This window comes from Knoellia remsis (genome assembly GCF_003002895.1).
GTDB lineage: Bacteria > Actinomycetota > Actinomycetes > Actinomycetales > Dermatophilaceae > Knoellia > Knoellia remsis.
The window spans coordinates 64,559-91,127 of the sequence record NZ_PVTI01000014.1 but is presented as its reverse complement, the minus strand read 5'-3'; the positions used below and the strand labels follow the sequence as shown (position 1 = coordinate 91,127).

29 protein-coding genes and 1 tRNA gene are annotated in these 26,569 nt (G+C 70.4%); 13 read left to right on the top strand and 17 right to left on the bottom strand.

Annotation, left to right across the window (positions count from 1 at the left end):
• The 3 genes from BCF74_RS09920 to BCF74_RS09910 all read right to left on the bottom strand — a co-directional run.
• Nucleotides 1-192 (bottom strand): transposase (locus tag BCF74_RS09920; RefSeq protein WP_177426648.1); only part of this gene is annotated, 192 nt, incomplete at its 3' end.
• A 115-nt stretch (nt 193-307) separates the two neighbouring features.
• Nucleotides 308-1,057, bottom strand: coding sequence for a DUF1295 domain-containing protein (locus BCF74_RS09915; RefSeq protein WP_106297795.1), 750 nt, complete (start codon nt 1,055-1,057; stop codon nt 308-310).
• Nucleotides 1,057-2,337 (bottom strand): SAM-dependent methyltransferase, encoded by a 1,281-nt coding sequence (locus BCF74_RS09910; protein ID WP_245889292.1) that lies wholly within the window; start codon nt 2,335-2,337, stop codon nt 1,057-1,059. Before BCF74_RS09910 ends, BCF74_RS09915 begins: the two co-directional genes overlap by 1 nt.
• 146 nt (nt 2,338-2,483) lie before the next feature.
• Here BCF74_RS09910 and BCF74_RS09905 point away from each other — a divergent pair, with 146 nt between their 5' ends.
• The 3 genes from BCF74_RS09905 to BCF74_RS09895 are packed head-to-tail and all read left to right on the top strand — an operon-like array spanning nt 2,484 to nt 5,922.
• A complete protein-coding gene (locus tag BCF74_RS09905; RefSeq protein ID WP_342747563.1) occupies nt 2,484-3,839 on the top strand; it encodes an NAD(P)/FAD-dependent oxidoreductase in 1,356 nt (451 codons plus the stop codon).
• A complete protein-coding gene (locus BCF74_RS09900) occupies nt 3,836-4,651 on the top strand; it encodes a DUF1365 domain-containing protein (protein WP_245889291.1) in 816 nt (271 codons plus the stop codon). The genes BCF74_RS09905 and BCF74_RS09900 overlap by 4 nt, the downstream gene beginning before the upstream one ends.
• On the top strand, nt 4,648-5,922 hold the full coding sequence (locus tag BCF74_RS09895) for an SAM-dependent methyltransferase (protein WP_106297792.1): 1,275 nt from the start codon (nt 4,648-4,650) through the stop codon (nt 5,920-5,922). Before BCF74_RS09900 ends, BCF74_RS09895 begins: the two co-directional genes overlap by 4 nt.
• On the opposite strand, the gene BCF74_RS09890 is transcribed toward BCF74_RS09895, so the two are convergent.
• Nucleotides 5,888-6,937 carry an NAD(P)H-binding protein gene (locus BCF74_RS09890; protein WP_106297791.1) on the bottom strand — a complete coding sequence of 350 codons (1,050 nt, stop codon included), beginning with the start codon at nt 6,935-6,937 and terminating at the stop codon, nt 5,888-5,890. The genes BCF74_RS09895 and BCF74_RS09890 overlap by 35 nt on opposite strands.
• On the opposite strand from BCF74_RS09890, the gene BCF74_RS09885 reads away from it, so the two are divergent.
• Nucleotides 6,936-7,664, top strand: a complete 729-nt coding sequence (locus BCF74_RS09885; RefSeq protein ID WP_106297790.1) for a CPBP family glutamic-type intramembrane protease — start codon at nt 6,936-6,938, stop codon at nt 7,662-7,664. The two genes, BCF74_RS09890 and BCF74_RS09885, sit on opposite strands and share 2 nt — an antisense overlap.
• Nucleotides 7,665-7,719: 55 nt before the next feature.
• A complete protein-coding gene (locus tag BCF74_RS09880; RefSeq protein WP_146132923.1) occupies nt 7,720-8,616 on the top strand; it encodes a hypothetical protein in 897 nt (298 codons plus the stop codon).
• 20 nt (nt 8,617-8,636) lie between these two features.
• On the opposite strand, the gene BCF74_RS09875 is transcribed toward BCF74_RS09880, so the two are convergent.
• Nucleotides 8,637-8,710, bottom strand: a tRNA-Lys gene (locus BCF74_RS09875).
• Between the two features lie 113 nt (nt 8,711-8,823).
• Between BCF74_RS09875 and BCF74_RS09870 the strand changes: the two genes are divergently transcribed.
• Nucleotides 8,824-9,195 (top strand): GNAT family N-acetyltransferase, encoded by a 372-nt coding sequence (locus tag BCF74_RS09870; RefSeq protein ID WP_106297788.1) that lies wholly within the window; start codon nt 8,824-8,826, stop codon nt 9,193-9,195.
• Nucleotides 9,196-9,202: 7 nt separating this feature from the next.
• On the opposite strand, the gene BCF74_RS09865 is transcribed toward BCF74_RS09870, so the two are convergent.
• From BCF74_RS09865 to BCF74_RS09855, 3 genes are read right to left on the bottom strand one after another with little or no spacing between them, the layout of a single operon-like run.
• Complete coding sequence (locus BCF74_RS09865) at nt 9,203-9,970, bottom strand: hypothetical protein (protein WP_106297787.1); 768 nt, start codon at nt 9,968-9,970, stop codon at nt 9,203-9,205.
• Nucleotides 9,971-10,022: 52 nt separating this feature from the next.
• Nucleotides 10,023-10,445 carry a DUF1810 domain-containing protein gene (locus BCF74_RS09860; RefSeq protein WP_106297786.1) on the bottom strand — a complete coding sequence of 141 codons (423 nt, stop codon included), beginning with the start codon at nt 10,443-10,445 and terminating at the stop codon, nt 10,023-10,025.
• 29 nt (nt 10,446-10,474) lie between these two features.
• Entirely contained in the window at nt 10,475-11,365 is an 891-nt protein-coding gene (locus BCF74_RS09855) for a crotonase/enoyl-CoA hydratase family protein (protein WP_106297785.1), read from the bottom strand.
• A 45-nt stretch (nt 11,366-11,410) separates the two neighbouring features.
• Here BCF74_RS09855 and BCF74_RS09850 point away from each other — a divergent pair, with 45 nt between their 5' ends.
• The 3 genes from BCF74_RS09850 (at nt 11,411) to BCF74_RS09840 (ending at nt 14,201) form a co-directional block, all read left to right on the top strand.
• A complete protein-coding gene (locus BCF74_RS09850; protein WP_106297784.1) occupies nt 11,411-12,055 on the top strand; it encodes a hypothetical protein in 645 nt (214 codons plus the stop codon).
• A gap of 509 nt (nt 12,056-12,564) precedes the next feature.
• Nucleotides 12,565-13,191 (top strand): DUF47 domain-containing protein, encoded by a 627-nt coding sequence (locus BCF74_RS09845; protein ID WP_106297783.1) that lies wholly within the window; start codon nt 12,565-12,567, stop codon nt 13,189-13,191.
• A gap of 5 nt (nt 13,192-13,196) precedes the next feature.
• Nucleotides 13,197-14,201, top strand: coding sequence for an inorganic phosphate transporter (locus BCF74_RS09840; RefSeq protein ID WP_177426647.1), 1,005 nt, complete (start codon nt 13,197-13,199; stop codon nt 14,199-14,201).
• 293 nt (nt 14,202-14,494) lie between these two features.
• Here BCF74_RS09840 and pstB read toward each other — a convergent pair whose 3' ends face one another.
• The 7 genes from pstB to cuyB all read right to left on the bottom strand — a co-directional run bounded on the left by pstB (nt 14,495) and on the right by cuyB (nt 22,909).
• A complete protein-coding gene (gene pstB, locus BCF74_RS09835; RefSeq protein WP_106297782.1) occupies nt 14,495-15,271 on the bottom strand; it encodes a phosphate ABC transporter ATP-binding protein PstB in 777 nt (258 codons plus the stop codon).
• A 56-nt stretch (nt 15,272-15,327) separates the two neighbouring features.
• The gene (gene pstA, locus BCF74_RS09830) at nt 15,328-16,248 is read right to left on the bottom strand and encodes a phosphate ABC transporter permease PstA (RefSeq protein ID WP_106297781.1); all 921 of its coding nucleotides are present in this window, start codon (nt 16,246-16,248) and stop codon (nt 15,328-15,330) included.
• A complete protein-coding gene (pstC, locus tag BCF74_RS09825; protein ID WP_106297780.1) occupies nt 16,245-17,258 on the bottom strand; it encodes a phosphate ABC transporter permease subunit PstC in 1,014 nt (337 codons plus the stop codon). The genes pstA and pstC overlap by 4 nt, the downstream gene beginning before the upstream one ends.
• A gap of 173 nt (nt 17,259-17,431) precedes the next feature.
• Complete coding sequence (gene pstS / locus BCF74_RS09820) at nt 17,432-18,553, bottom strand: phosphate ABC transporter substrate-binding protein PstS (protein ID WP_106297803.1); 1,122 nt, start codon at nt 18,551-18,553, stop codon at nt 17,432-17,434.
• Nucleotides 18,554-18,743: 190 nt separating this feature from the next.
• Nucleotides 18,744-19,652, bottom strand: a complete 909-nt coding sequence (locus BCF74_RS09815; protein WP_106297779.1) for an NUDIX hydrolase — start codon at nt 19,650-19,652, stop codon at nt 18,744-18,746.
• Between the two features lie 53 nt (nt 19,653-19,705).
• On the bottom strand, nt 19,706-22,039 hold the full coding sequence (locus BCF74_RS09810; protein ID WP_106297778.1) for an RNA degradosome polyphosphate kinase: 2,334 nt from the start codon (nt 22,037-22,039) through the stop codon (nt 19,706-19,708).
• A 162-nt stretch (nt 22,040-22,201) separates the two neighbouring features.
• A complete protein-coding gene (cuyB, locus tag BCF74_RS09805; RefSeq protein ID WP_106297777.1) occupies nt 22,202-22,909 on the bottom strand; it encodes a cysteate racemase in 708 nt (235 codons plus the stop codon).
• A 43-nt stretch (nt 22,910-22,952) separates the two neighbouring features.
• On the opposite strand from cuyB, the gene BCF74_RS09800 reads away from it, so the two are divergent.
• Genes BCF74_RS09800 through BCF74_RS09790 form a run of 3 tightly spaced genes read left to right on the top strand, consistent with a single transcriptional unit; the run spans nt 22,953 to nt 24,233 of the window.
• Nucleotides 22,953-23,540 carry a hypothetical protein gene (locus BCF74_RS09800; protein WP_106297776.1) on the top strand — a complete coding sequence of 196 codons (588 nt, stop codon included), beginning with the start codon at nt 22,953-22,955 and terminating at the stop codon, nt 23,538-23,540.
• Between the two features lie 31 nt (nt 23,541-23,571).
• Nucleotides 23,572-23,799, top strand: a complete 228-nt coding sequence (locus BCF74_RS09795) for a FitA-like ribbon-helix-helix domain-containing protein (protein WP_106297775.1) — start codon at nt 23,572-23,574, stop codon at nt 23,797-23,799.
• On the top strand, nt 23,796-24,233 hold the full coding sequence (locus tag BCF74_RS09790; RefSeq protein ID WP_106297774.1) for a type II toxin-antitoxin system VapC family toxin: 438 nt from the start codon (nt 23,796-23,798) through the stop codon (nt 24,231-24,233). Before BCF74_RS09795 ends, BCF74_RS09790 begins: the two co-directional genes overlap by 4 nt.
• Before the next feature lie 23 nt (nt 24,234-24,256).
• Here BCF74_RS09790 and BCF74_RS09785 read toward each other — a convergent pair whose 3' ends face one another.
• Together BCF74_RS09785 and BCF74_RS09780 are read right to left on the bottom strand one after the other, a co-directional pair.
• On the bottom strand, nt 24,257-24,823 hold the full coding sequence (locus tag BCF74_RS09785) for a TetR/AcrR family transcriptional regulator (protein ID WP_170070205.1): 567 nt from the start codon (nt 24,821-24,823) through the stop codon (nt 24,257-24,259).
• 8 nt (nt 24,824-24,831) lie between these two features.
• On the bottom strand, nt 24,832-25,257 hold the full coding sequence (locus tag BCF74_RS09780) for an SRPBCC family protein (protein WP_106297772.1): 426 nt from the start codon (nt 25,255-25,257) through the stop codon (nt 24,832-24,834).
• Between the two features lie 85 nt (nt 25,258-25,342).
• On the opposite strand from BCF74_RS09780, the gene BCF74_RS09775 reads away from it, so the two are divergent.
• Entirely contained in the window at nt 25,343-26,569 is a 1,227-nt protein-coding gene (locus BCF74_RS09775; protein ID WP_106297771.1) for a lipid II:glycine glycyltransferase FemX, read from the top strand.

The following is a 26,569-nucleotide window of genomic DNA, read 5'->3' as shown; positions in this document are numbered from 1 at the left end:
CCGGTACCCGTTGCGGCTATTGGTGCGGTCCGGGCTACGGGTGCCGTACTCGGCACCGCACACGCTATCGGCCTGCGCCGACAGCAGCGCGTTGATGAACGTGGTCAGCAGATCGCGCATCAGGTCCGGGCTGGCCTGGGCGAGCTGGTCGTGCAGGAAGACGGCAGGGTCGATACTGGTGTTCGCGGTCATCGCGATGCTCCATTCGAGAGTGCTGTGAGAGGTTCACTCGAAGGATCACGCGGTGACCGCACCTACGTGCGTAGGGACACGCTCACCGGTGTCGTCGTACACCAACCCTATGGACTCAACTCTCCATGTACTCGCGGTAGCCGGGGCGCTTGGCCATCTCGGACTCGAGCAGGCGCGCGCCGGTGGCGAAGGCGAGGAAGTACGTCATGACGACCGGTGACAGCACCGTCAGCACCCCCGGCCAGACCTCGGCGCAGATGATCCACAGCCCCCACCAGACGGCCGCGTCCCCGAAGTAGTTCGGGTGCCGGGTCCATCCCCACAGTCCCCGGTCCATGACCTTCCCGCGGTTCGCGGGGTCGGCCTTGAACGCCCGCAGCTGCGCGTCCCCGACCGCCTCGAAGACCAGCCCGACGACGAACACGAGCACGCCCAGCCAGGCCACCCACCCGAGCCCCTCGTCCCGCCCCGTCGACGCGGCGGCCACCTGCAGCGGCAGCGACACGAACCACGCCGCGAGTCCCTGGACGACGAAGACCTTGCGGACGGCATACCCAAAACGCTTCTCCGGCGGCGCTGCCGACAGCAGCTTCTCGTAGCGCGGGTCCTCGCCGCCACCGTGTGCCCGGCGCGCGATGTGCCACGCCAACCGCCCACCCCACACGGTCACGAGCACCGCGAGCAACAGCGGCCGCGGCCCGGGCCCGACGAGGGTGCACACCCACGCGATCGCGACGAACGCCAGCCCCCACGCCACGTCGACGACGCTCACGCGCCCCACCCGCCGCGCCACGAGCGCCGTCACCGCCATGACACCACCGGCCGCGAGCAGAGAGAGCAGCGCGACGAGGACGAACCGCCCCATCACCGCACCGCCTCACGGGCGACCGGTGCCCCGCCGGGACGGCGCGCCAGCATCTGGTCCACCCCCATGCGTCCATCACGGAACGCCTGGCGCCCTCCGACGAGATAGAGCCGCCACACGCGCGCGACCTCCTCGCCCACGAGGTCGACGACCGACGCCCAGTTCTTCTCGAACGTGTCGAGCCACGCGTCGACGGTCCACACGTAGTGCTCCCGCATCGCGTGCACGTCCCGCACCTCGAGACCGCCCGACTCGAGCAGCTCGACCGTCTCGCCGACGGGCCGCATATGCATGTCCGGGGCGATGAACGACTCGATGAACGGCCCACCACCGGGGTGCCGCCCGCGGCGTGACATCTGCTGCACGAGCACGTAGCCGCCGGGCTTGACGCACTCGCGCAGCACCGCGACGTATGCCGGGTAGTTGCCTTCCCCGACATGCTCACCCATCTCGATCGACGCCACCGCGTCGTACGGCCCGTCACCGGCCGAGGGCACGTCGCGGTAGTCCTGCAGCCGGATCGTCACCCGGTCCTCGAGCCCGCGCTCGTGGATCCGGGCGTCGATGAAGGCCTTCTGCTCGGCGGCGATCGTCACCCCGGTGACCTGCGCGCCGAAGTGCTCCGCGGCATACAGCGACAACGAGCCCCAGCCACACCCGACGTCGAGGAACCGCGCCCCCTCGCGCAGCCCCACCTTGCGGCAGACGAGGTCGAGCTTGGCGGCCTGCGCCGACTCGAGCGACTGCCCGGACGTCGCCGGGTCGGCCGCGAACCACGCCGACGAGTAGGCCAGGTGCGGGTCGAGCAGCAGCTCGTAGAACGCGTTCGACAGGTCGTAGTGGTGGCTGATCGCGTCGCGGTCCCGCCCGAGTGAGTGCAGTCGCCCGCGCACCCGCGCCTGACTCGCTGGCGGGGGAAGCGGACGCCCCAGCGCACCCACCTCCCGCGCGAGCGAAAGCAGCCCGGGGGCCGTCCGCGCGAGAGCGCGCGGGTCGAGGCCGCTCACACCGCGCTCGAGCAGCGCCGCGCGCGTGGCGTCCAGGGCCTCCCCGACGTCGCCGTCGATGTCGAGCTCTCCCGTGACGTAGGCCTGCGCGGCCCCGAGCTCGCCCGGCGACCACAGCAGCCGCTGCAGCGCCCGTGGCGAACGCAGCACGAGGACCGGCCCCTCCGCCGGTCCCGTGCGGGAGCCGTCCCAGGCCCGCAGACCCACCGGGAACGGTCCGCGCAGCACGGGCGCGAGGGCGGCCTCGAGGCGCGGGGCGATGCTGGCGGGCACGGTGGTACCCGCGGGCACGGGTGTCGATCCGGGGTGGGTGCTCACATCTGACATTCGGTGCCCTTCGACGCGCGGATGGGTTCTCGAGCGGCCACGATGGAGCCATCCAAACCCATCCGGCCCGGCCCCTGCGACGAATGGCGGACATGACTGCGAGCGAGGCTGCCCTTCCGGCGGCACCCCGGCCCCGGCCCCGCACGGCTGTCGTGGGCTCTGGAGTGAGCGGGCTGACGGCGGCGCACGTGCTCTCGCAGCAACACCACGTGACCCTCTTCGAAGCCGACGACCGGCTCGGCGGGCACGCGCACACCCACACGGTCTCAGCGCGCGCCTCCGCCGGCGCCGCCGAGACGCGCGTCGACAGCGGCTTCATCGTCCACAACGACCGCACCTACCCGCACCTCACCCGGCTCTTCGACGAGCTCGGCGTCGTGGTCCGCGACACCGAGATGTCCATGTCGATCAGCGACCCCGTCAGCGGCGTCGAGTTCGCCGGCGGTCGCGGGGTGTCCGGGTTCCTCGCCCGGCCGCGCCAGCTGCTGTCCCGCGACTACCTCACGATGCTGCGCTCGGTGCGGCGCTTCCACGAGGAGGCCACCGGGTTCCTCGCCTCGACCGGCGACGAGGTCACCACGACCTACGGCGACTTCATCGCCGCGCGCGGCTTCCCGGCGTCGTTCGTCGAGCTGTACGCCGTCCCGCTCGTCTCGTGCGTGTGGTCCAGCGGACGTGGCGACGCCCTGGACTACCCGGCCCGCTACCTCTTCCAGTTCCTCGACCACCACGGGATGCTCAGCGTCACCGGTTCACCGCAGTGGCGCACCGTCGTCGGCGGGTCCGCGACCTATGTCGAGGCGGTCGCGGCCGGGCTCGAGTCCCGGGGGAGCGAGGTCAGGCGCGGGATCGCAGTGACCGGCATCGCGCGCGACGACGACGGTGTCGACGTCCACGTGGCCGACGGTGGTGGCGGCGGCAGTGGCGTCGTCGAGCGGTTCGACCACGTCGTCGTCGCGACCCATGGCGACGACGCACTCCGTCTCCTCGCCGACGCGACGCCTGCCGAGAAGGAGGTGCTCGGCGCGTTCCGCTACTCCCGCAACGAGACCGTCCTGCACCGCGACCCCTCGCTCCTGCCCCGGGCACGGTGGGCCCGGGCATCGTGGAACTACCGCGTCGCCCGCCCGAGCTCGACCGCGACCGACGGGGCCACCGGTCCCGTCGTCACCTACGACATGACGCGACTCATGGGCCTTCCGGCGGACGACCCGCTCTACGTCACCCTCAACGCGACCGCGCTCATCGACCCCTCGACGGTCGTCGCGGTCATGGACTACAGCCACCCGATCCACGACCTCGCCGCCGTCCGGGCCCAGCACCGACGGGACGAGATCACCACTGCCAGAACGGCTTTCGCGGGTGCGCACTGGGGCTGGGGGTTCCACGAGGACGGCTGCCGCTCCGGCGTCGAGGCCGCCGCCGCACTCGGCGTGGAGTGGGCGTGAGCACCGTGCGCACCCCGCGCCGTGAAGCTCGTGGGGACGCAGCGTCGGTGAGCGTCGACCTGCCCCAGCTGCCCGCTCTCGTCGTCGGCACGGTCCGGCACGTCCGCCACGTCCCGTTCCGCCGCGAGTTCACCCACCGCCACTACCAGTGGCTCCTCGACCTCGACGCGCCCCTGCACCTGCCCGCGTGGCTGCGACCGGTCGCCTCGTTCCGACCGGAGGACCACCTCTCCTCCCCGCGAACCCTCACCGACCTCAAGGCGAACGTCCTGCGCGTGCTCGCGCGCGCCGGCATACCGACTGACGGGGTGACCCGCGTCGTCGCCCTCACCCACGCGCGCGTCCTCGGCCACGTCTTCGACCCCATGACGGCCTACTGGTGCCTCGGCGACGACGGCACCCTCCACGGCGTCGTCGTCGAGGTGCACAACACCTACGGCGGCCGCCATGCGTATGCCGTGCAGCCGGACGCGTGGGGTGACGCCGCCGTGGACAAGGAGTTCTACGTCTCGCCGTTCAACGACGTGTCGGGAGAGTACGCGCTGCGCGTCCACCTCGACGCCGAGCGGGTGTCCGTCGGGGTGCGGCTGCGGCGCGAGGGCCAGCTCGTCCTCACGGCTGTCGTCGACGGCGAGACCCGTCCGGCCACGCCGCGCGTCGTGGCCGAGACGGTCGCTCGTCACCCCCTGATGACCCAGCGCGTGACGGCACTCATCCGGGCGCACGGCATCGGCCTCTGGGCGCGCCGACTGCCCGTCCAGCCCCGGCCTCGACGGGCCGACACCACCATCCCCGAGGAGAGCGTGCGATGACGACAGAAGCGCTGACAGCCGTCGAGATGCCCACTGCGACAACGCTGTTCACCCGGGGACGTATCGCCCGTTCGCTCGTCCACCAGGTCGTCGCCGGGATGCCGGTGCGGCTGCTCTACCCCGACGGCACGACCGTCGGGGGCGACAGCTGCGGCGACGGCGACGCGAGCCTCACGCTGGAGGTGGTGCGGCCGAGCGCGCTCTATCGCCGCCTCGAGGCGCACCCGAAGATTGGCCTCGGCGAGGCCTACATGGCCGGTGACTGGCGCGCCGCGCCCGGGACGGACCTCGCCGACGCGCTCGCGCCGTTCGCCGCCCGGATGGGCAGCCTCCTGCCCAAGCCGCTCCTCGCCCTGCGACGCATCGTCGACCGTGCGCTCCCGGCCGCCACGCGGAACACCCTCACCGGCAGCCGGCGCAACATCGAGGCGCACTACGACCTCTCCAACGACCTCTTCGCCGCGTTCCTCGACCCGACGATGAGCTACTCGTCGGCCCTGTTCGACCGGTCGCGCCCGCTCGAGACGCAGGACCTCGTCGAGGCGCAGCACCGCAAGATCGACACCATCCTCGACTCCGCCGGTGTCGGCCCGGGCACGCGCCTGCTTGAGATCGGGACGGGCTGGGGCGAGCTCGCGCTGCGCGCCGCTGCTCGTGGCGCGGACGTCCTCACGATCACGCTGTCCCGGGAACAGCAGGGCCTGGCGCGCGAGCGGATCGCGGCGGCGGGGCTCGACGACCGGGTCGAGGTGGCACTGCGCGACTACCGCGAGCTCACGCCCGCGACCGACGGCCGGTTCGACGCCATCGTGTCGGTCGAGATGATCGAGGCCGTCGGCGAGGAGTACTGGCCCGACTACTTCGCCACCATCGACGACCTCCTTGCCCCGGACGGCGCAGCTGTCGTCCAGGCGATCCTCATGGACCACGACCGCTACCTCGCGACCCGCCACTCGTGGGGCTGGATCCAGAAGCACATCTTCCCCGGCGGGCTCATCCCCTCGCTGGACGCGATCGCGGAGGTGAGCGGCCGGCATACCGGCCTCTCGGTGACGCACGTCAACGCGTTCGGACAGGACTACGCGCAGACGCTGCGGCGTTGGCGCGGGGCGTTTTTGGAGCAGTGGCCGACGATCGAGGGGGCCGGCTTCGACGAGACGTTCCGGCGCAAGTGGGAGTTCTACCTTGCGTACTGCGAGGCGGGGTTCGCGTCTGGCTACCTCGACGTCGCCCAGGTCACCTTCCGGCCCAGTCCGGGTCCGCGGCGGTGAGCTGAGCCGGGTCGACGGTGCCGGGCTCGGGACGGCCGCGATCGTCGCGCGGGGTGTCGCCGAGGGCACTGCGCACGGCCTCGTCGTAGGTGAGCGCGCCGCCCGGCGGTGGGCCGATGACGTCGTCGATGTCGTTCTCCTGCGTCACGACCTCGTGGACGAGGCTGCCGACGAGCGGCTTGGCGATGCCGGCGGGGACCGGCGTGACGACGCTGACCCACATGCTCGCGAGGCGCGGTGTCAGGACGGGCACCGAGACGATCGGGCGCGGCCGCCAGCCGTTGAGTGCGGCGAAGCGCCGGATCATGTCGCGGTAGGTGAGGACCTCGGGGCCGCCGATGTCGAAGGTGCGGTTCGGGTCGCCCGGCATCGTCGCCGCGCCCACGAGGTAGTGCAGGACGTCGCGGATCGCGATCGGCTGGATGCGGTTCTCGACCCACTTCGGCGTGAGCATCACCGGCAGGTTGTGGGTGAGGTGACGCAGCATCTCGAACGACGCCGACCCCGAGCCGAGGATGATCGCGGCCTGCAGCACGACGGTCGGGACGCCCGACGCCATGAGCAGGTCACCGACCTCGACGCGTGAGGCGAGGTGCGACGAGAGCCCACCCTTGGCGTTCTGGTCGGGGTGCAGCCCGGAGAGGTAGACGATGCGGCGCACCCCGGCGGCCTGCGCGGCGAGGCCGAACTGGCGGGCCAGCTCGCGGTCGCGCTCCTCGAAGTCGCCGCCGCCGTCCATCGAGTGCAGCAGGTAGTAGGCGACCTCGATCCCGTCGAGCGCCGTGTCGAGGTCTCGGCGCCGGGTGGCGTCGCCCTCGACGACGTCAACGCGGTCGATCCAGCTGCGCTCGGCGAGCTTGTCGCGCGAGCGGGTGAGGACTCGGACGTCGTGTCCGGCCTCGAGGAGGGCCGGGACGAGACGCGAGCCGATGTAGCCGGTCGCGCCGGTGACGAGGACGCGAACGGGCTGGTCAGAGGGTGTGTGCGGCATCTGTGGCATCGTCTCATGCGTCATGGTCAACCCCCTCGCCGAACTGCAGCGATTCGCTCGCGCGGCCCTCGTCGATCCCGTCCCTCGAGACCACTCCGAGTCGGACCGGGCGTTTCGGCGTCGCCGCGTCGTGGCCGTGGTGACCCTCGTCATCGGGATCGCCGTCAACGCGTGGGCGCTGCGGGTCGCGCCGGGGAACGAGCTGTTCTACGTCGCGACGCTGCTGCTGGCGGCGGTGTGGGCCGGCGGGGCGTGGCTCTCGGGTCCGCTCCACCTCGGGCGGGCGCGGACGCGGTCCGGGGTCGCGCCGAGCCGGGCTGTCGTGCAGTCGCTCGTGCTCGGGGGGCTGCTGCTGGCGCTGTTCCTCGTCGGCGCGCTCGTCGTGGCCCGCATCCCGTTCCTCGTCGGGCCGGTGCAGGAGCTCCTCGACCACGCGCGGTTCGGCTCGCTCGCCGTCGTCGCGGTCATCACCGCCGTCAACGGGGTCGCCGAGGAGCTGTACTACCGCGGGGCGCTCTTTGCCGCGGTCGGGCGCCGGCACGCGGTGCTCGTCACGACGATCGTGTATGCCGTCGTGACGGCGAGCTCGGGTATCCCGCTGTTGGTCCTGGCGGCGGTGTTGCTCGGTGCCGTCGTTGGGTTGCAGCGCCGCGTCACCGGCGGGATCCTCGGGCCGGTCGTCACGCACCTGACGTGGTCGCTCGGAATGCTCTTCCTGTTGCCGCCGGTGCTTGAGCTGGCCGGCGCCTGAGACTCGGCGGCGCGAAGGGGCTGCGCAGGGGCGTGGGGTCGTGCCACTCTGAACTATGAGCACTGGGGCAGGGGAGCAGGGCCCGCCCGTCATCACGCAGCAGCCCGTGGGTGGCGAGGCGGTCGGTCACGTGCCGGTGGGTGGCGCGCCGAAGCGGTCGTTCGGTGACTGGCACGGTCGGTTCATGGTCGCGTTCGGTGGCGCGGTGCTCGTCGTCGTGGCCATGCTGCTCGGGCAGGCATGGACCGAGGGTCTGCGGGCGTCGTCCTATGGGGAGTTGGAGCGGGACATCCGTGACGGCAGCGTCCAGGAGTGGTACGTCGCGAACTCGCTCGACCGAGGGCGGTTCGATGGCCTCGTCGCGAACCAGGTCAACGCGCAGGAGTCGGGCCCGAACCCGACCATGCCGGGCGATGGAACGGGAGGTGCCCCGCCCACCGATGGCATGGACTCCGTGCCGGAGCAGGACACGGGCGGCATCATCGTGTGGCGGGTGTGGGGCGCGACCGGCTGGCAGGTTGCCGCCTCCGACATGGTGCAGCGTCCCGGGGAGAGCATGCGTCAGGCCGCGGACCAGCGATCGCGCGAGCTCGTCGGCCAGCTCCTGGAGTCTCAGGCCCCCATGCGGGCGTTCCAGTTCGGGGACGCGAGCATCCTGGGCGGCATCACGGGCCTCGGCGGGTTCCTCCTCCTGGCCGGGCTGATCTTCGGTGCGGTGCCGAGGGTGGGGACGCGGTGGTTCTGGTTCTGGGCCATCGTCATGGCGCCGCTCTTCCTCGGTGTCATCGCGTATGCCGTGACCGAGCTCATCGGGATCCGTCGCCGCCCGGACCGTCCGCTGGGCAAGCGGTTGCCGGGCGTCATCGGCTTCGTCGGCTCGGCCGTGCTGGGCATCATCGTCACCATCGGCGCCGACCAGCTGCGCCAACAGGGCGTCGACCTGCCCCTCTGACGCGCGCCGAAAACGATGGGTGGGCCCCGTGGGACTCGAACCCACAACCTACGGATTAAAAGTCCGCAGCTCTGACCGATTGAGCTAGAGGCCCGCGCGCGCCCGACCACGCGACCAGTCGGCAGCGCGCCCGCCAGACGATACCGGGACGAGCGCGCCTCCTTGGCATAGCGTGGACGTGCCAGGTCCATCGACGAGGAGACCACCATGAGCCAGACCCCCGACGCGTCCAGCCCGGACTCCGGCGTCGTCACCGTCACCCGCAACGACGACCAGGGCCGCTACGACGTCACCGTCGATGGTGACCTCGCCGGCTTCACCGAGTTCTTCGACGACGGCGACCAGCGGGTGTTCTTCCACACCGAGATCGACGACGCCTTCGGTGGCCGCGGCCTCGCCGGCACCCTCGTCCAGCAGGCCCTCGACGCCACCCGCGAGGACGGCCAGCGCATCGTGCCGGTCTGCCCCTACGTCGCGAAGTACGTCAAGAAGCACGACACCTGGGCCGACATCGTCGACCGCGTCACGCCCGACGCCCTGCAGAAGTCCGGCGAGGAAGCCAAGCGGCGCAAAGGCTGACGCCCGGTCAGGACCTGCCCGGAGTCCCGGGGTCCGGCTGGGAGGGGGCACCCCCGATGAGGTCGTCCCAGCGCGTCCGCACCGGACCCCACCGCCGGTCGAACGCCTCGGCCCGAGCCGCCGCCTTCTCCCGCCGAGTCGGTGAGTAGAAGCGTCGCGCCCACGGTGACGTCGGGCGCGCGAGCCGCACCGCGGCATACGCGGACAACGGCGCGAGGAAGATCGCGACGAGCGCCGTCGGATACTTCCCCTTGAGTGCCGTCACGACGAGGCACGCGACGTGCACGAGCAGCAGTGCCGTGACCCCGCCGCGCACCGCCGTCGCCCGGTCCGACAGCCCCGGCACATCAGCGGGCGACACCCCGACGACCGCGAGCCCGACGAGCGCCGCCGACAGGGTGACCACGTTGACGGAGAGCTGCCCCTCCTGGGTCCAGTAGACGTCCTGCAGGTGGAAGATCATCGCGAACTCGTCGAGCACGAGCGAGGCCCCGACGCCGATGAGCACCGCCGCCAGGTAGTCGAGCGGCGCACGCCCATCGGCCCCGACCGCGCAGAACGCGCCCGTCACGAGCAGCACGATCCCCGGCGTCGAGTGGTGCAGGTGCACCCCGCCGCTGCTGACGTTGTGGAACGGTCCGCGCCCGGCCCGGATGAGCCGTGTGATCGTTCGCGTCGACACGAAGGTCACGACGAACGCGACGAACGCGAGCAGCAACGGCCCCTTGTGGCCCGTGACGACCTCGTCCTGCCACCACGTCGTCAGCCAGTCCATGGGCCGACCCTAGGGGGTGTCCGTATGCCGTGCGTCGTGTATGCCGTCCGCGTCAGATCCGCTCGAGGGTCGCCTCGTCCTCGCGACCGTCGAAGTACTTCGCGAGGACGCCGGTGAACAGCTCGCGGTCGAGGTCGGCCTCGGCGGCCCGGGCGAACAGCGTCATCGACGAGCGCAGCTTCATCGCGTCGGTCGTCCCGAAGACCTCGACGGGGTCAGAGCCGGTCAGCTCGAGCAGCGTCTCGCACGACTCCCGAAGCCGTTGTCCGAGAACGGGATCGGCGAGATAGGCGCGCGCCTCGTCAAGGTCGGACACGGCATACCGCTGCGCCATGTCACTGCGACCCAGCCCGGCGACCTGCGGGAAGACGAACCACATCCAGTGGCTCGCCTTGCGACCGCGACGCAGCTCGGCGAGCGCTGTCGCGTACGTGCCGCGGGCGTCCTGCGCCTCGACGAAGCGGTTGAGGTCCATGTCTTCACTGTGCCCGCTCCGGCCCCCGCTCACACCCAGGGCGGCAGGTCCGTCGACGCCGACGACGTGAACTCGGCGGGCCGCTTCTCCAGGAACGCCGCGACGCCCTCCTTGCCGTCGTGCACGCTCGTCCACCACATCGCGAGCGAGTCGTCGCGGTGCGCCTCGAGCGGGTGGGGGAGCGCGGCGTTGCGCCACATCATCCGGCGCACGAGCGCCGTGCCGACGCGCGAGCGACCGGCGGTGAAGCGGCGGGCCAGCGCGTAGGCCGTCTCGAGCAGCGCCTCCGGCTCGACGACCTCGCGCACGAACCCGGCCGTCAGCAGCTCCTCCGGCGCCATGATGTCCGCCGACAGCGTCCACTCCAACGCCCGCGGCACCCCGACAATCCGCGGCAGGAACCACGACGAGCACGCCTCGGGCACGATGCCGAGCCGCCCGAAGACGAACCCCACGCGCGCCGACGACGACGCGAGTCGCACGTCCATCGGCAGCGTCATCGTCGCGCCGATCCCGACGGCGGGCCCGTTGATGGCGGCGATGACCGGCTTGGTGCAGTCGAAGATCGCGAGCGCCACCTTGCCGCCGGTGTCGCGCACGCCGTCAGCGATCTCCGGGTCGTCGAGCCGTTCCCTCATGTCCTCCGGGGTCGGCGACAGCGACTCGTCGAGCCCGAAGACGTTGCCCTCGCGCGAGAGGTCCATCCCCGCGCAGAACGCCCGACCCGACCCCGTCACGACGACCGCCGCGACCGAGTCGTCGTCGTTGACGCGCCGGAACGCGTGCTCGAGCTCGCGCGCCATCGTCACCGTGAACGCGTTGAGGGCGTCCGGCCGGTTCAGGGTGAGGGTGAGGATGTCGTCGTCGGAGACCTCCCAGAGCAGGGTCTCGTATGCCGTGTGCTCGCCTGTCGCAGTCATGGCGCCCACGCTATGCGGGCCCGGCGCAGGTGCGAGACTGGCAGCGTGACAGATCACGGTCGCCAGGTCCCCCGACGCCCGGTGCACTTCGGGCCGGACGAGCTCGAGGCCCACGGCGGCACCCTGCCCGGGCCGGCGGAGGTCACCGAGATCGCGCACCAGACGGCGGCCGTGCTCGTCGGTACCGGCCGGGCCGTCGCCGACCCCGAGGTCACCGCCAGGCTCGTCGCGCTCGTCGACGAGCTCGGCCTCTCGACCGTCGCGGACCTGTGGGCGTCGCGGCCCGCGCGCAGCCTGCCCGGCGCGCTGTGGCGGCTCTATGCCTTGCGTGAGTGGGTGCGCCGCCAGCCCGTCGAGGCGAGCCGGCAGTACGCCGCAGGCATCCGGTTCACCGACGTCGCCCACGCAGTGGCGGGGGTCGCCGAGCCGCCCGGGCCGGACGAGGTGCGGGCGCTGGCCGACGAGATCCTCACCGGGGTCTTCGCCGGCGACCTCGCCGTGGCGCTCGAGCGGGCGGCCGCGTTCGCCGCCGTCATCGCCGCCGGACGGGCCGACCTGGCGCACGACCGTGACGCCGCCGCCGACCCGGCGACGGCGGGTGCGCTCACCTCGTCCGGGGCGGCGATGCAGCGCACGGGGGAGGACCTCGTCGCCAGCGCCCACCTCTGGCGCGCCGGCGAGCTCGACTGACCCCTGCGTGAAAAACTCACCCAATTGGACGGACCGGGACGGGACCAGTGAGCCCGGCGCGTGAAAAACTCACCCAATTGGACGGGTGTGTCCCGAACTCACCCAATTGGACGGTTAGGGACAGCCGCACTCCCACACCCAGGCGCGCGGGGTGTGTCCCGAACTCACCCAATTGGACGGTTGGGGACGGGAGCGAGGGCACGCCCGCGAGGCGCGCGCACGGCATACGGCGCGCGGCCGGCATACGGAAGCCTGCGCAACCCACCGCGACGAGACGGGAACACATCGCGCCCAACCACGCGTTAGGCTCTTTCGGTGGTGCCGGACCGCGGCAGCCCCGGGTCCCAAAATCAGCCGCTACGAGCGGCCACGCGCCGTGAGGCGCTCCCGGTCCGGTACCACTCACACAGCTCGGCAAACATCGGGTGAACCACCGATGACGAGGATCTGGCCCGGAGGCCGTAGCCTTGTCCGCGACAGTTGATCTCGAGCCGTTCGGAGCAGCTCCCGTGGGCTTCAGCCTGACCCCCAAGGACACCGGGTTCTACGACCTGTTCTCCCAGTCCGCGAAGCACCTCGTCGAGGGAGCTGCGGAGCTCACGGCGATCCTTGGCGCCACGAGCCAGGAGGAGCGCGAGCTCATCGCCAAGCGCCTCAGCGAGGTGGAGACCTCCGCCGACGAGGCGACCCACGAGCTGCTGCGCAAGGTGAACTCCTCGTTCATCACGCCCTTCGACCGTGAGGACATCCACGGTCTCGCGAGTGCGCTCGACGACTGTGTCGACCACATGGAGGCGGCCGCCGACCTCGTCGCGCTCTACCGCATCGACGACCTCCCGCAGGGTGTCACCAAGCAGGTCGAGATCCTCTCGCGCATGGCCGACCTCACCGTCGAGGCCATGCCCCGCCTGCGCTCGATGAAGGACCTCAGCGAGTACTGGATCGAAATCAACCGGCTCGAGAACTCCGCCGACAAGGCCTACCGCCGCATGCTCGCCGAGCTCTTCAACGCCGAGGGCGCCGACCCGATCTCGGTCATGAAGCACAAGGAGCTCATCGACGAGCTCGAAGCCGCCGCCGACGCTTTCGAGACCGTGGCCCACAAGGTCGAGGGCATCGCCGTCAAGGAGTCCTGACCCACGTGGACAGCTGGATCCCGGTTGCCCTTGTCGTCGCCCTGGCGATGGGCTTCAACTACACCAACGGATTCCACGACGCGGCCAACGCGATCGCGACCTCGGTGTCGACGCGCGCCCTCACGCCGCGCATCGCGCTCGCCATGGCGGCCGTCGCCAACCTCTTCGGCGCGTTCTTCGGCACCAAGGTCGCCGCGACGATCGGCAGCGGCATCATCGACGCCCCCGCGGGCACGGTCGGCCTGACGATCTGCGCAGCTGGCCTCGTCGGAGCCATCTCGTGGAACATGCTCACGTGGTGGTTCGGACTGCCGTCCTCGTCCTCTCACGCCCTCATCGGCGGGCTCGGCGGTGCGGCGCTCGCGGCCTCGTCGGTCGTGCACTGGGGCAAGGTCTTCGAGAAGGTCATCCTGCCGATGATCGCCTCGCCGATCGTCGGGCTCGTCGTGGGCTACCTCGTCATGACGGCGATCCTGTGGCTCTTCCGGCGCGGGCACCCGGGGCGGGTCAACCGCGGCTTCCGCTACGCGCAGACGGTGTCGGCCGCGGCGATGGCGTTCGGGCACGGCATGCAGGACGCCGCGAAGACCGCCGGTGTCGTCGTGCTCGCGCTGACCGTGGGCGGCTTCCACTCGGAGGGCAGCGCGGCGATCCCGTTGTGGGTGCTCGTCATGTCCGCGGTGGTCATCTCGCTCGGCACGTATGCCGGTGGGTGGCGGATCATGCGTACGCTCGGCCGCCGCATCATCCACCTCGACCCGCCGCAGGGTTTCGCCGCGGAGACGACGGCGGCCGCGGTGCTGTATGCCGCGACGGCGACGGGTGCCCCGATCTCGACGACGCACGCCATCACCTCGGCGATCATGGGCGTCGGCTCGACGAAGTCGCTCAAGGCGGTCCGGTGGGGCGTGGCCAAGAACATCGTCGGGGCGTGGATCTTCACCTTCCCCGGGGCGGGGCTGGTGGCGGCGCTGGTGTTCCTCGTCCTCAAGGTCGCCGTCGGCCTCTGAGCCCTCGCGGCTGGCTGGCCCTGGCTGAGTCTGGCTGACCCTGGTTGCTGGTCGCCGGCTGCCCTGCCCCGCACGAGCTGTCCCTTGCGTGGTGAGTCGTCCCCATATGGAGGGACGAGTCACGCGCCAAGGGGCGAGTGACGCAGGAAAGGACCAGTGACGACTGACGCACCGAGGGACGAGTCGAGCACCGAGGCACAAGAGAGGGCGCGCTGTGCCCCCCTTCGGCACAGCGCGCCCTCGGACGCGTCCCCCCGGGCCGGTCCCTGCCAGGCCGCCCGGGGGAACGCGGGTCACCCGAAGCGGCCCGAGATGTAGTCCTCGGTGGCCTGCTCGGTCGGGTTGGAGAAGATCTTCTGCGTGTCGTCGACCTCGACGAGACGGCCCGGCTGGCCCGTCGCCTTGAGGTTGAAGAACGCCGTCTGGTCGCTCACCCGCGCCGCCTGCTGCATGTTGTGCGTGACGATGACGACGGTGTACTTGCTCTTGAGCTCGTTGATGAGGTCCTCGATGGCGAGCGTCGAGATCGGGTCGAGCGCCGAGCACGGCTCGTCCATGAGCAGCACCTGCGGGTCGACGGCGATGGCACGGGCGATGCAGAGCCGCTGCTGCTGGCCACCGGAGAGGCCGGCGCCGGGCTTGTCGAGACGGTCCTTGACCTCGTTCCAGAGGTTGGCGCCCTTGAGCGACTTCTCGACGACCTCGTCGAGCTGCTTCTTGTTCTTCACGCCGTTGAGCTTGAGGCCGGCGGCGACGTTGTCGCGGATGGACATCGTCGGGAACGGGTTCGGCCGCTGGAACACCATGCCGACGGTGCGGCGCACGGCCACCGGGTCCATCGACGAGGCGTAGAGGTCCTGGTCGTCGAGCGAGATCGTGCCGTCGACGCGCCCGCCGGGGATGACCTCGTGCATGCGGTTGAGGGTGCGGAGCACGGTCGACTTGCCGCAGCCGGACGGGCCGATGAAGGCCGTCACCGATCGCGGCTCGACCGTGAGGGAGACACCCTCGACGGCCTTGAAGTCGCCGTAGTAGATGTCGAGGTCCTTGACGTCAATGCGCTTGGCCATGAGCTGGGTTCTGTTCTCTCTCTAAGGGGTTCGGTATGCCGTTCGCGCGCCGCGCGTCAGCTGCGCACCTTGCTGAAGCGGCCGATGAACCGGCCGAGGAGGTTGAGGATGAAGATGATCAGGATCAGGGTGAGCGCCGCACCCCAGGTCCGGTCGACAGACGGTTGCAGACTTTCGGGGTAGTTCTGGTAGATCATCGTCGGCAGCGTGGGCATGAGGCCGTCGAAGAGGTTCGTCGCGATGACCGGGGTGTAGGGCCCGAGGATGATGAGTGGCGCGGTCTCACCCATGACCCGGGCCAAGCCGAGCAGGATGCCGGTGACGATGCCGGAGAAGGCGGTGGGGACGACGACCTTCATGATCGTCTTCCACTTCGGCACGCCGAGGGCGTAGGACGCCTCGCGCAGCTCGTTGGGGACGAGCTTGAGCATCTCCTCGGTGGACCGGACGACCGTCGGGATCATGAGCATGGTCAGGGCGAGGCAGACGGCGAAGCCGACCCGCTGGAAGTTGAACGTCGTGACCCACAGCGCGTAGATGAAGAGGCCGGCGACGATGGACGGGATGCCGGTGAGGATGTCGACCATGAAGGAGACGGCCTTGGCGAGACGGCCGCGACCGTACTCGACGAGGTAGACCGCGGTGAGGACGCCGATCGGCACCGAGATGAGGGCCGTGACCCCGGCCTGGATGAGCGTGCCCTGGATGGCGTGGACGGCGCCGCCGCCCTCGCGGCGTGCGGTGATGCCGGACTGGGATACGGTCCACCAGTCGATGTCGAGCAGCATTCGGCCGCCCTTGACGAAGGTGGCCGCCAGGATCCAGACGAGGGGGATGAGGGCGACGAAGAACGCCGTCCACATGACGACCCGCGCGAGCTGGTCCTTGAACGCCCGGCCGCTGGACTTGCCGCCGAAGCTGCCGTCAACACGTGTCTGGGGTGCGGTCGCGTCGTCGACCGTGGTGAGGGTGCTCATTCGGTGAAGGCCTTCCGGCGCTCGATGACGACCCGGGCCGCCGCGTTGACGATGAAGGTGAGGATGAAGAGGACGAGTCCGGCAGCGATGTAGGCGCCGGTCTTCTGCGGCGAGTCGAACTCACCGGCGTCGTTGGCGATCCGGGACGCGAAGGTCTCGCCACCACCGAAGATCGAGAACGAGAACGGAGCGCTCGGGTTGAGTGCCGACAGCAGGAGGGTGACCGCGAGGGTCTCACCCAGGGCGCGACCGAGGCCGAGCATCGCCGCCGAGATGACCCCCGGCTTGCCGAACGGCAGGACCGCGGTCCGGATCATCTCCCACTTCGTGGCGCCGAGCGCGAGGGCGCCCTCCTTGTGCGCCGTGGGCACCTGGCTGAAGACCTCACGCGAGATGGCCGTGACGATGGGGAGGATCATGATGGCGAGGATGATTCCGGCGAACGCCAAGGTGCTCTTCGCGCTGGGACGACCACCCCATTCGAAGAACGGGAGCCACCCGAGGACGGTGTCGGTGAACTTCGCGACCGGCTGGAAGTAGTCACCAGCGACTTTCAGGCCCCAGAAGCCGTAGACGATCGAGGGCACGGCCGCGAGCAGGTCGACGAGGGCCGCCGCGGGCCTGCTCAGCCACGAGGGGGCGTACTGCGTGATGAACAGCGCGACCGACACCCCGAGCGGCACGGCGATGAGCATGGCGATGATCGAGGTGACGACGGTCGCCCAGAGCAGGTCGACGATGCCGAAGCGGGGATCGGTACCGCTCGGCACCCACTCGCGCGAGGTGAGGAAGTTCGCGTTGTTGTTGAGCAGCGACGGCACAGCCTGGGCGATGAGGAAGACGCCCACGAGGGTGACGAGCGCGATGACGAAGATGCCGGACCCGGTGGCGAGACCGCCGAAGATGCGGTCGCCGAGGCGACCGGTCCCGGCCTTGTCGGCGTCGAGCGGCGGGCGACCGTCGTCGTGGGGCAGCTCGTCGGTGACGCTGTGCCCGGTGATCGATGACACGGAGGGCGTTCCTCTCAGGTGGTGCCGGCAGTGCGGGTCGTGAAGGTGGAGCGGGCGGTGCTGGTCTGACGCGTCGTGCAGGGCCCGTGACACGGGGAGAGGGGGTGGGGCCGGAGCGGCCCCACCCCCTCAGTCAACCGTGTGGTCAACGTGTCCGGTCAACCCTGACGCGATCAGGAGATCGCGTCGATGGCGGTCTGGACCTTCTTCTCGACCTCGGCCGGGAGCGGCGCGTAGCCGATCTCCTCGATGGTCTTCTGGGCCTCCTCGGAGGCGAAGTACTTGAGGAAGGCCTTGATGTTCTTCTGCTTCTCGGCGTCCTTGCCCTTCGAGCACACGATCTCGTAGGTGACGAGGTTGATCGGGTAGGCACCCGGCTCCTTCGTCGCGTAGTCGAGCTTGAGGGCGAGGTCGTTGCCCGTGCCGGTCTGCTCAGCGGTGGCGACCGCCTTGCCGACCGACTCCGAGTTCAGCTCGACGGCGCCCGCGCCGTTGTCGACCTGGGCGACGCCGAGGTCGTTGTCCTTGGCGTAGCTCCACTCGACGTAGGTGATGCCACCCGGGGTGGACTTGACGCCCTCGGCGACACCGGCCGACTTGGCCTTGCCCTCACCCTTGCCGGTCCACGACTTCGCCGGCTCGCCGGCCCAGTTCTCCGGGGCAGCGGCCTTGAGGTACTTGGTGAAGTTCTCCGTCGTACCCGACTCGTCCGAGCGGAAGAACGGCTTGATCGGCGTGGCCGGGAGCTCGACGCCCTCGTTGATCGCTGCGATCTTCGGGTCGTTCCACGTCGTGATCTTGCCGGAGAAGATGTCGGCGGCCACGGCGGGCGTGAGGACGAGCTTGTCGACGCCCTCGAGGTTGTAGGCGATGGCGATGGGGCCGGTCACCATGGGGAGGTTCCACGCGGGGGAGCCACAGGCCTTCGCCGCGGCCTCGGCCTCGACGACGCCGTCCTTGGGCTCGGTCTTGAGCGCGGAGTCGGAACCGGCGAAGTCGACCTGACCGGCGATGAACTGCTTGATGCCCGCACCGGAGCCCGACGGGTTGTAGTTGACCTGGGCGCCGCTGCACTTGGCCTTGTAGCCGGCGGCGACCTCCTCGAAGGCGTTCTTCTGGGCGGAGGAACCCTCGGCGTTCAGAGTGCCCTCGAAGCAGTCGGCCGACGCGCTGGAGGCGTTGTCGCCGGAGCCGCTGTCCGTCGTGTCGCTGGTGTTGTCGGAGCCGCAGCCGGCCAGGGCAATCGAGCCGACGAGGGCGAGGGACGCCATCGCGCCGAGACGCTGAATCTTCACTGTGCAGAACCTCTCGAAGAAGAGCAGGGGATCGGTGCCGAGCATCGGCGCCCGACGTTTCGGAGCCGAGCATCGGCGCCCGACGTCATCGAAGGTAAGGAGAGCCGGTGACCGGTCGGCCCGTGCGGGGTGAACGCGGCGTGAACGCTGCTCGGCCATTGGCTGACGCGAAGTTCAAGTAACAGTCAGGTCACGGCAGGTGACGCTCAACAGCGACGATGCGCGCGTCCTCGCCCGTGCCGGCGACGTGGCACACGAGGGCCTCACCCTTGGCGAGGTTCTCGTCGCGGGCCTCGACGAACCGCTCCAGCATCTCGACGGCACCCTCGCCGGTCAGCTCGAGCAGCGGCGAGAGCACGTCCATGACCGCGGCCATGACCGGGCCGTGCGTGCACAGTGCCGCCGGCTCGCCACGCGCGAGCAGCCGCTCGACGTGCTCGCCGGCCTTCTCCGGCGCCGCGTCATGCCCTTCTTCGGACAACCCTCGCTTGGCGCGCGGCTCGATGCCCGCGGACACGGCATACGGACCAATCGTGTCGAGACACCGCGCGGACGGTGACGTGAGGATCCGTGTGATCCCGTATGCCGTGAGCACCGGCACGAGCGCGTCCGCGCGTTCGCGGCCGCGCGCCTCGAGCGGGCGCTTGCGGTCGTCGCCGTCCCAGTCCGAGCGCGCGAGTGCCTTGGCGTGCCGGACGATGACGAGCGGCCACGTCTCGAGCGCTCCGTCACCGTGGGCACGGACGAGGGCGCGCAGCTGCACGCGGTCGTGCGCGTAGTCGAGACGGTCGTGAGCCTCGCCGACCTCGAGCCACTCGACGGCGTCGATCTCGTTCTCGAGGCGCCCGTCACCTCCCGTGACCGAGGCCGCCCAGTAGCGCACGACCTTGTCCGCGGGGTGGCCCGACTTCGTCAGGACGAGGTAGCGGGCCTCCGGCAGGGGTCGTCCGAGCCGCACCTCCAGACCGGTCTCCTCGAACGTCTCTCGCGCGGCGGCTCCGGCCCAGTCCTCGCCCGGGTCGAGCTTGCCCTTGGGCCAGGACCAGTCGTCGTACTTCGGCCGGTGGACGAGCGCGACCTCGAGCGCACCCCTGCGCACCCGCCACGGCAACGTCCCTGCCGCGGGGATGGCCTGGGCGCGGGCCTGCGTGCTCAGCGCCGCCTGGCCTTGCGTCGGCGCTTCGCGTGCATCTCGATGAGTGAGCTCTGCACGTCGGCGAGCGGCTCACCCTCGCTATCGAGGTGGTGCCGACTCCAGCGGCCGTCGCCGGAGAGCGACCAGTGCGAGTAGTCGCCGCTCATGCCCTTGCGCATGAGGTCGGAGAGGTCGGCGAGGTGGCGCGGGTCGGTGAGCCGAACGAGGCACTCGACACGGCGGTCGAGGTTGCGGTGCATCATGTCCGCGCTGCCGATCCACGCCTCGAGGTCGTCGCCGGTGCCGAAGAGGAAGACCCGCGAGTGCTCGAGGAACCGGCCGAGGATCGAGTGCACGGTGATGTTCTCCGACAGGCCCTCGACGCCTGGCCGCACGGCGCAGATGCCACGGACCCACAGGTCGACCTTCACCCCGGCGCGCGAGGCGCGGTAGAGCGCGTCGATGACCTGCTCGTCGACGATCGAGTTGACCTTGATGCCGATGTAGCCGGTGCCCTTCTTGGCCTGCTCCCGCTCGATCTGGCCCTCGATGCGCTCGATGAGGCCGGTGCGCACCGACCGGGGCGCGACGAGCAGGCGCTTGAACTTGCTGCGCGGCGCGACCCCCGAGAGCTGGTTGAAGAGCTTGGTGAGGTCGTCGCCGACCTGCGGGTCGTCGGTGAGGAGGCCGAAGTCCTCGTAGATGCGCGCCGTCTTGGGGTTGTAGTTGCCGGTGCCGATGTGGCAGTAGCGGCGCAGCCCGTCCTCCTCCTGGCGCACGACGAGGCTGAGCTTGGAGTGCGTCTTGAGCCCGACGATGCCGTAGACGACGTGGACGCCGGCGCGCTCGAGCTTGCGAGCCCACGAGATGTTGTTCTGCTCGTCGAAGCGGGCCTTGATCTCGACGACCGCGAGGACCTGCTTGCCGCTGTCGGCGGCGTCGATGAGGGCGTCGATGATCGGGGAGTCACCGCTCGTGCGGTAGAGCGTCTGCTTGATCGCGAGGACGGCCGGGTCCGCGGCGGCCTGCTCGATGAACGCCTGCACCGACGTCGAGAACGAGTCGTAGGGGTGGTGCAGGAGGACGTCCTGCTTGCGGATGCTCGCGAAGAGGTCGCGGGCCTTGGCGCTCTCGGTCGGCGCGAGGTCGCTGTTGGTGCGGGCGACGAACGCCGGGTAGTGCAGGTCGGAGCGTTCGAGGTCGGCGATGATGTTGAGCCCGCGCAGGTCGAGCGGCGCCGGGAGGCGGTAGACCTCGGAGGCCGAGACGCCGAGCTCGCGCACGAGCAGGTCCATGACGTGGTCGTCCATCTCGCGATCGACCTCGAGCCGAACCGGCGGGCCGAAGCGGCGGCGGGTCAGCTCCTTCTCGAGGGCCGTGAGGAGGTTCTCGGCGTCGTCCTCCTCGACCTCGAGGTCCTCGTTGCGGGTGACGCGGAAGGTGTAGTGCTCGTGCACCTCCATGCCGGGGAAGAGCTGGTCGAGGTGGGCGGCGATGACGTCCTCGAGCGGCACGAACCGCACGTCGTAGACGTCACCGGCGGGGTCGTTCTCACCGACGCGCAGCAGCCGTGGCAGCAGCGGCGGGACCTTGACCCGGGCGAAGTGCTCCTTCTCGGTCTTGGGGTTGCGCAGCAGCACGGCGAGGTTGAGCGAGAGCCCGGAGATGTAGGGGAACGGGTGTGCCGGGTCCACGGCGAGCGGGGTGAGCACCGGGAAGACCCGCTCGGTGAAGAGCTCACCGAGCTGGTCGCGCTCGTCGTCGGAGAGCTCGTCCCAGCGGACGATCTGGATGCCCTCCTCCTCGAGCGCCGGCTGCACGAGCTCGTCGTAGACCTTGGCCTGCAGGTCGAGCAGCTCGTGGCTCACGGCCGAGATCTGCTCGAGCACCTCCCGCGGCTCGAGGCCCGAGGCCGAGCGGACGGCGAGGCCGGTCGCGATGCGCCGCTTGAGGCCGGCGACGCGCACCATGAAGAACTCGTCGAGGTTCGAGGTGAAGATCGCGAGGAACCGGGCGCGCTCGAGGAGCGGCACGTTCTCGTCGGCGGCGAGCTGGAGGACGCGCTCGTTGAACTGCAGCCAGGAGATCTCGCGGTCGAGGAACCGGTCGGCCGGCAGCCCCTCGGCGTCGACGAGCGCGACGCTGCCGCCGCTCGCACCCGTGCGCACGAACCGGCCGTTCGCGGCGCGCGGCTGGGCGGCGCGTGCCTCGGCCGCCGACGCGCTCGCGATCGAGACCTCCTTGACGACCTTGTCGGCGTCCCCGCCCGGCTTCTCGGGCTGGGCGGAGGGGTCCTGCTCGTCGACTCCGGTCGTCTCGGCTGCGGCGGTGGCGCTGGTCGAAGGCGTCATGTCCTCATCGTGGCAGCGTCAGGTGAACAGGAGAAGACGCGCACGCTCCGCGAGAAAAAGTCACCCATTGAACGCCGTGCCGCCCCGGGAAAAAGTCACCAATTGAACGGTCGGTGGGACGGGAGTGACTGGTGGTGTGCCGGGCAGCCCGTGCTGTATGCGTCATCGCAGCCGCCCCCCGGCGAGCTCGATGGTGCGGGCGGCCAGCGCGTCAAGGGAGTCCACCACGTCGGCGTCGTCCAGCCCGACATCGGTGCGCAGCACCGACAGCTCGGTGCACCCGAGCACGATCGCCTGCGCCCCCTTGGCGCGAAGATGGGCGACCGCAGCGTCGACGCGGTCGCGACTGACCGGCATACCGGCCTTGACCCCGTCGTAGATCATCGCCATGACGTCCTTCTGCACGTCGTCGTCGGGCTCGACCGGCGTGAGCCCGCGCTGGGTCGCCGTGTCGTGGTAGATCCGCGAGCGCAGCGTGCCGTCGGTCGCGAGGATGCCGAGCGTCGTCAGTCCCGGCACCGCGGCCTGCGCGGCGGACACGGTCTCGCCGACGATGTCGAGGACCTCGATGTCGACGCCCTCGCGGACCTCGTCGAGGAAGGCGCGGGCGGTGTTGCACGGGATCGCGATGAACCGCGCGCCGGCCTGCTCGAGCTCGCGCGCGTCCTGCGCCATGACCGGTCCGGGGTTCTCGTCGCTGCTGCCGAGGAGGTATGCCGTCCGGTCCGGGATGCTCGCGTGGTTCCACACGAGCATGTCGACGTGGTCCTGGTCGCGGCTGGCGTCGGTCATCGCGATGATGCGCTGCATGAAGTAGACGGTGGCCATCGGGCCGATGCCGCCGAGGATCCCGACCGGTTCGTTCCGCACCGATTCAGCGTAACCCTCGCTCGGACGGTGGAGAATCGCCCGCATGCGGTGGCTGGAGGAGTGGAGGGCGCGCCCGCGCCGCCGTCTGCTGGACGCGCTGCCGTCGAGGTTCGCCCAAGCGATGTGGGCGTTCCCCTACCTCACCGCCGGCTTCGGTGTCGGCGATCTCGTCCGCGGTGACCTGCCCGACAGCCCCGGCATCACGCTCTTCTTCTCGGCGGTGGCGGTCCTCGAGACGGTCTTCCTCGTGCTGTGGTTCCGTCGCCCGGTGCGTGTGCCGGAACCGCCTCCACCGGTGCCGCCGCGCCGGCGCAGCCGACGGTCGCACGCCGGTATGCCGGCCGCGCGCCTTCCGGACCCGGCGCCGGTGAGCACGGTGGTCGCCGAGGAGTCCGGGATCTGGATGTTGCGGGGGATCGGTCGGGACGGCGTCGTGACTCGGTGGCCGCTCCCGGGACTCGGTGACGACGAGGTCGCCGACCGGCTCGGCTGGCTCCCGGAGGGGCTGTGGCCGGTGCCCGCGTCCTTCGTGCACCACCTGCGCGAGGTCCACGACCTGCCGGTCCCCACCGAGGACGTCGCGGAGTTCGTCATCACCCGGGAGCAGAGGTGCGTGCAGGAACAGGCGTGATATCGTTGTTGCGATATCGGAGGTGGTCGGCATGGAGCAGATCTTGATCCGGAACCTGCCCTCGGGGACCAAGGCGGCCCTCAAGGCGCGGGCCGAGCAGCAGCACTCCTCCGTCGAGGCAGAGGCCCGCAGGATTCTGGCGGCCGCGCTCGACGAGGAGCCCGCGACCCTGGTGGACCTCCTCGCCAGTGACGAAGGTGCGGAAATCGAGTTCGAGCCCGAGCGGCTCGGCCTGTCGGCTCGCACCCCGGAACTGTGACGCCACGCGAGCAGCGGGAGTACGTGCTCGACACCAACGTCGTATCGGCCCTGCGCATCCGTGGCCGTCACCCGGCGGTCGAGCGGTGGGCGGGGCAGGTCCCGGTGCGCGACCAGTTCGTCACGGCGACGACGATGAGTGAGATCGAGCGGGGGATCGTCGCCCGAGAGCGGTCGGATCGCACCCAGGGCGCCGTGCTGCGACGCTGGTTCGAAGAGCGGGTCCTCCCCGCGTTCGCAGGCCGCGTCCTTCCGTTCGACCTCGGCGCCGCCAGAGTCCTCGCCACCTATCGCGTGCCCGAACATGCGCCACTCGATGATGCGCTCATCGCCGCGGTGGCCGAGGCGCAGGGGATGAGCGTCGTGACGCGCAACGTGCGCCACTTCGAACCTCTGGGCGTCGAGTGCATCGACCCGTGGACGACTGAGGAGTGAGCCGGGAAGGTGCCGTGGGCTGACTACGGGTTGCCGGGAGCTGCAAGCTCGCGACGCACCATCTCGGTGAAGTGCAGGACGGCGGCGTCCGCGGCGTCGCGGTCCCGGTCGATGAGGTAGTCGAAGACGAGCCCTTGGCCGACGGCCAGAGTCAGTCGGGCAAGGTGTGCGGCGGTGGTGGCTTCGGTGCGGGTCGCGTAGACCCTGGTGAACTCGCGCAGCTGCGTCTCGACCATGACCCTGCCGAGGTCGGCGGCATAAGGCTCACCTCGCATGGCGTGCGTCGCCAACTCGAACCACAGTGCGCCGAACTTCTCCGCACCGGCCAGGGTGTCGACCCAGTTCCGTCGTCCCGCTTCGAAGGGGTCCTGCTCACGAGCGAAGAGGTCGCGGATCTGCTCGGCCTGACTGCCAGCGATCGCGTCGATGACCGCGGTCAGGACGTCGGCCCGGTTGCCGAAGTGGTGGTGCAGCATGCGCTGGCTCGTCCCGATCCCGGCCGCGAGGGTGCGCAGGCTGGTGTCCCTGACGCCGTGCTCGGCGTAGTAGTCCACGACCCGGGCGAGCAGGGCGTCGCGCTGTTCGCTCACCCCGTCATTCACTCACGGTGGTCCGCCAGGCGCGCGAGGGTGTCGGCCTCGTACCTGACCATGCGCTCGGCGCGGCCTCCGGCCAGCAGTCTCACCATCGGTGCCAGCAGCCCGGTCCAGCCGAGCCCCAGAGTCAGGGTCGACCCGGTGGACGACGGCGTGACCGAGTGTGTCGCGGTCGTGACGACACCCGGTGCACGGGCCACCCAGGTGAAGGAGTGTCCGGGATCCCACTCGGTCACCTCGTAGACCGCAGCGGCCAGCCCCGGCTGCCGGACGGCATACCGCGCTCCCACTCCGGACGGCACGGGGGAGTCGTCCGACAGGGTGACCGAGGTGAAGGTCTCGAGCTCGGCGGGCCACGAAGTGACGTCGGCGACGACCTCCCACAGGTCAGCCGGGTCGGCCGTGGATGGGGCAGTCACAGCGTCCATGTATCAAATGATACATGGACCGAGGCGGTCGACGGTGGCCTATAGACTCCGAGGCGATTCCTGACCGGCCTCACCTAGGAGCCTTGTGGCACTCGTCGCCCTCGACCTCACTGATCGCGAGCACGACGACTTCGTACGGGACCACCCGAACGGTCACCTCATGCAGACGACCCCGTGGGGCCGCGAGAAGGTGCACACGGGCTGGACGTGGAAGACCGTCGCCGTCGGCCGTAAGGGTGCCGGACCGGACGGCGCCGACGAGGTGACCGGGGCGGCGCTCATCCTCTTCCGTCGCGCGCCGGTCCTGCCGATGGCGCTCGCCTACTGCCCGCGCGGGTTCGTCGTCGACTGGGCGGACGGCGAGAGCGTCGACGCCCTCCTCGCCGAGGTGACGTGCGTCGCCAAGGCGAACCGAGGCGTGCTGCTGCGCCTCGACCCGGCCGTGCGCATCGACGACCCCGACGTGCGCCCGGCGCTGGAGTCGCGCGGCTTCGAGCGCACCGACCCCGGCGACGACGCGGCCAAGACGCTCGCGCAGCCCGCGCTGCGCATGGTCACCGGCATCTCCGACCTCGACGGCCTGCTCGCCGGCTTGTCGCAGAGCACCCGCCAGTCGATCCGCAAGGGTGAGAAGTCCGGCCTCGTCTACGAGTCGGTCGGCCGCGACAAGATCCCCGCGTTCTACGAGCTCATGAAGGTCACCGGCCAGCGCGACGGCTTCGGCATCCGCAGCATGGAGTACTTCACGACGCTCTACGACGTGCTCTCGCCCACCGACGACATCGTCATCTCGCTCGTCAAGCTCGACCACGGCGCCGCCGCCGAGTCCGCGCGCACCAAGGTCGCCGACCTCACCCAGCAGCTCGAGAAGGCCCGGGCCAAGCGCGAGAAGTACCCCTCCGAGAAGGCCGACCGCCAGGTCGCCGGCCTCGAGGAGAGCGTCGCCAAGAACGAGGCCTCCATCGCCGAGTACGAGGCCGCGCACGCGAAGCACCCGGACGGGCAGTACCTCTCCGGCTCCGTCTTCGCGACGTGCGGCACGCGCGGGTCCTACCTGTATGCCGCGTCGTCCGACGACTACCGCAACCTGCGCCCGAACTACCTCATGGTCTGGCGGATCATGCAGGATGCGGCGGCCAAGGGCGTGACGACGTTCGACTTCGGCGGCATCGACGCCTCCGAGGGGCTCGAGGAGTTCAAGAAGCAGTGGAACCCCGAGCGGCGCGAGTATGCCGGTGAGTTCACCAAGCGCCTCCGTCCCCTGTCCGGTCGACTCATCGACCTCGTCGTCCGCGTCTACAAGCGTCGCTGA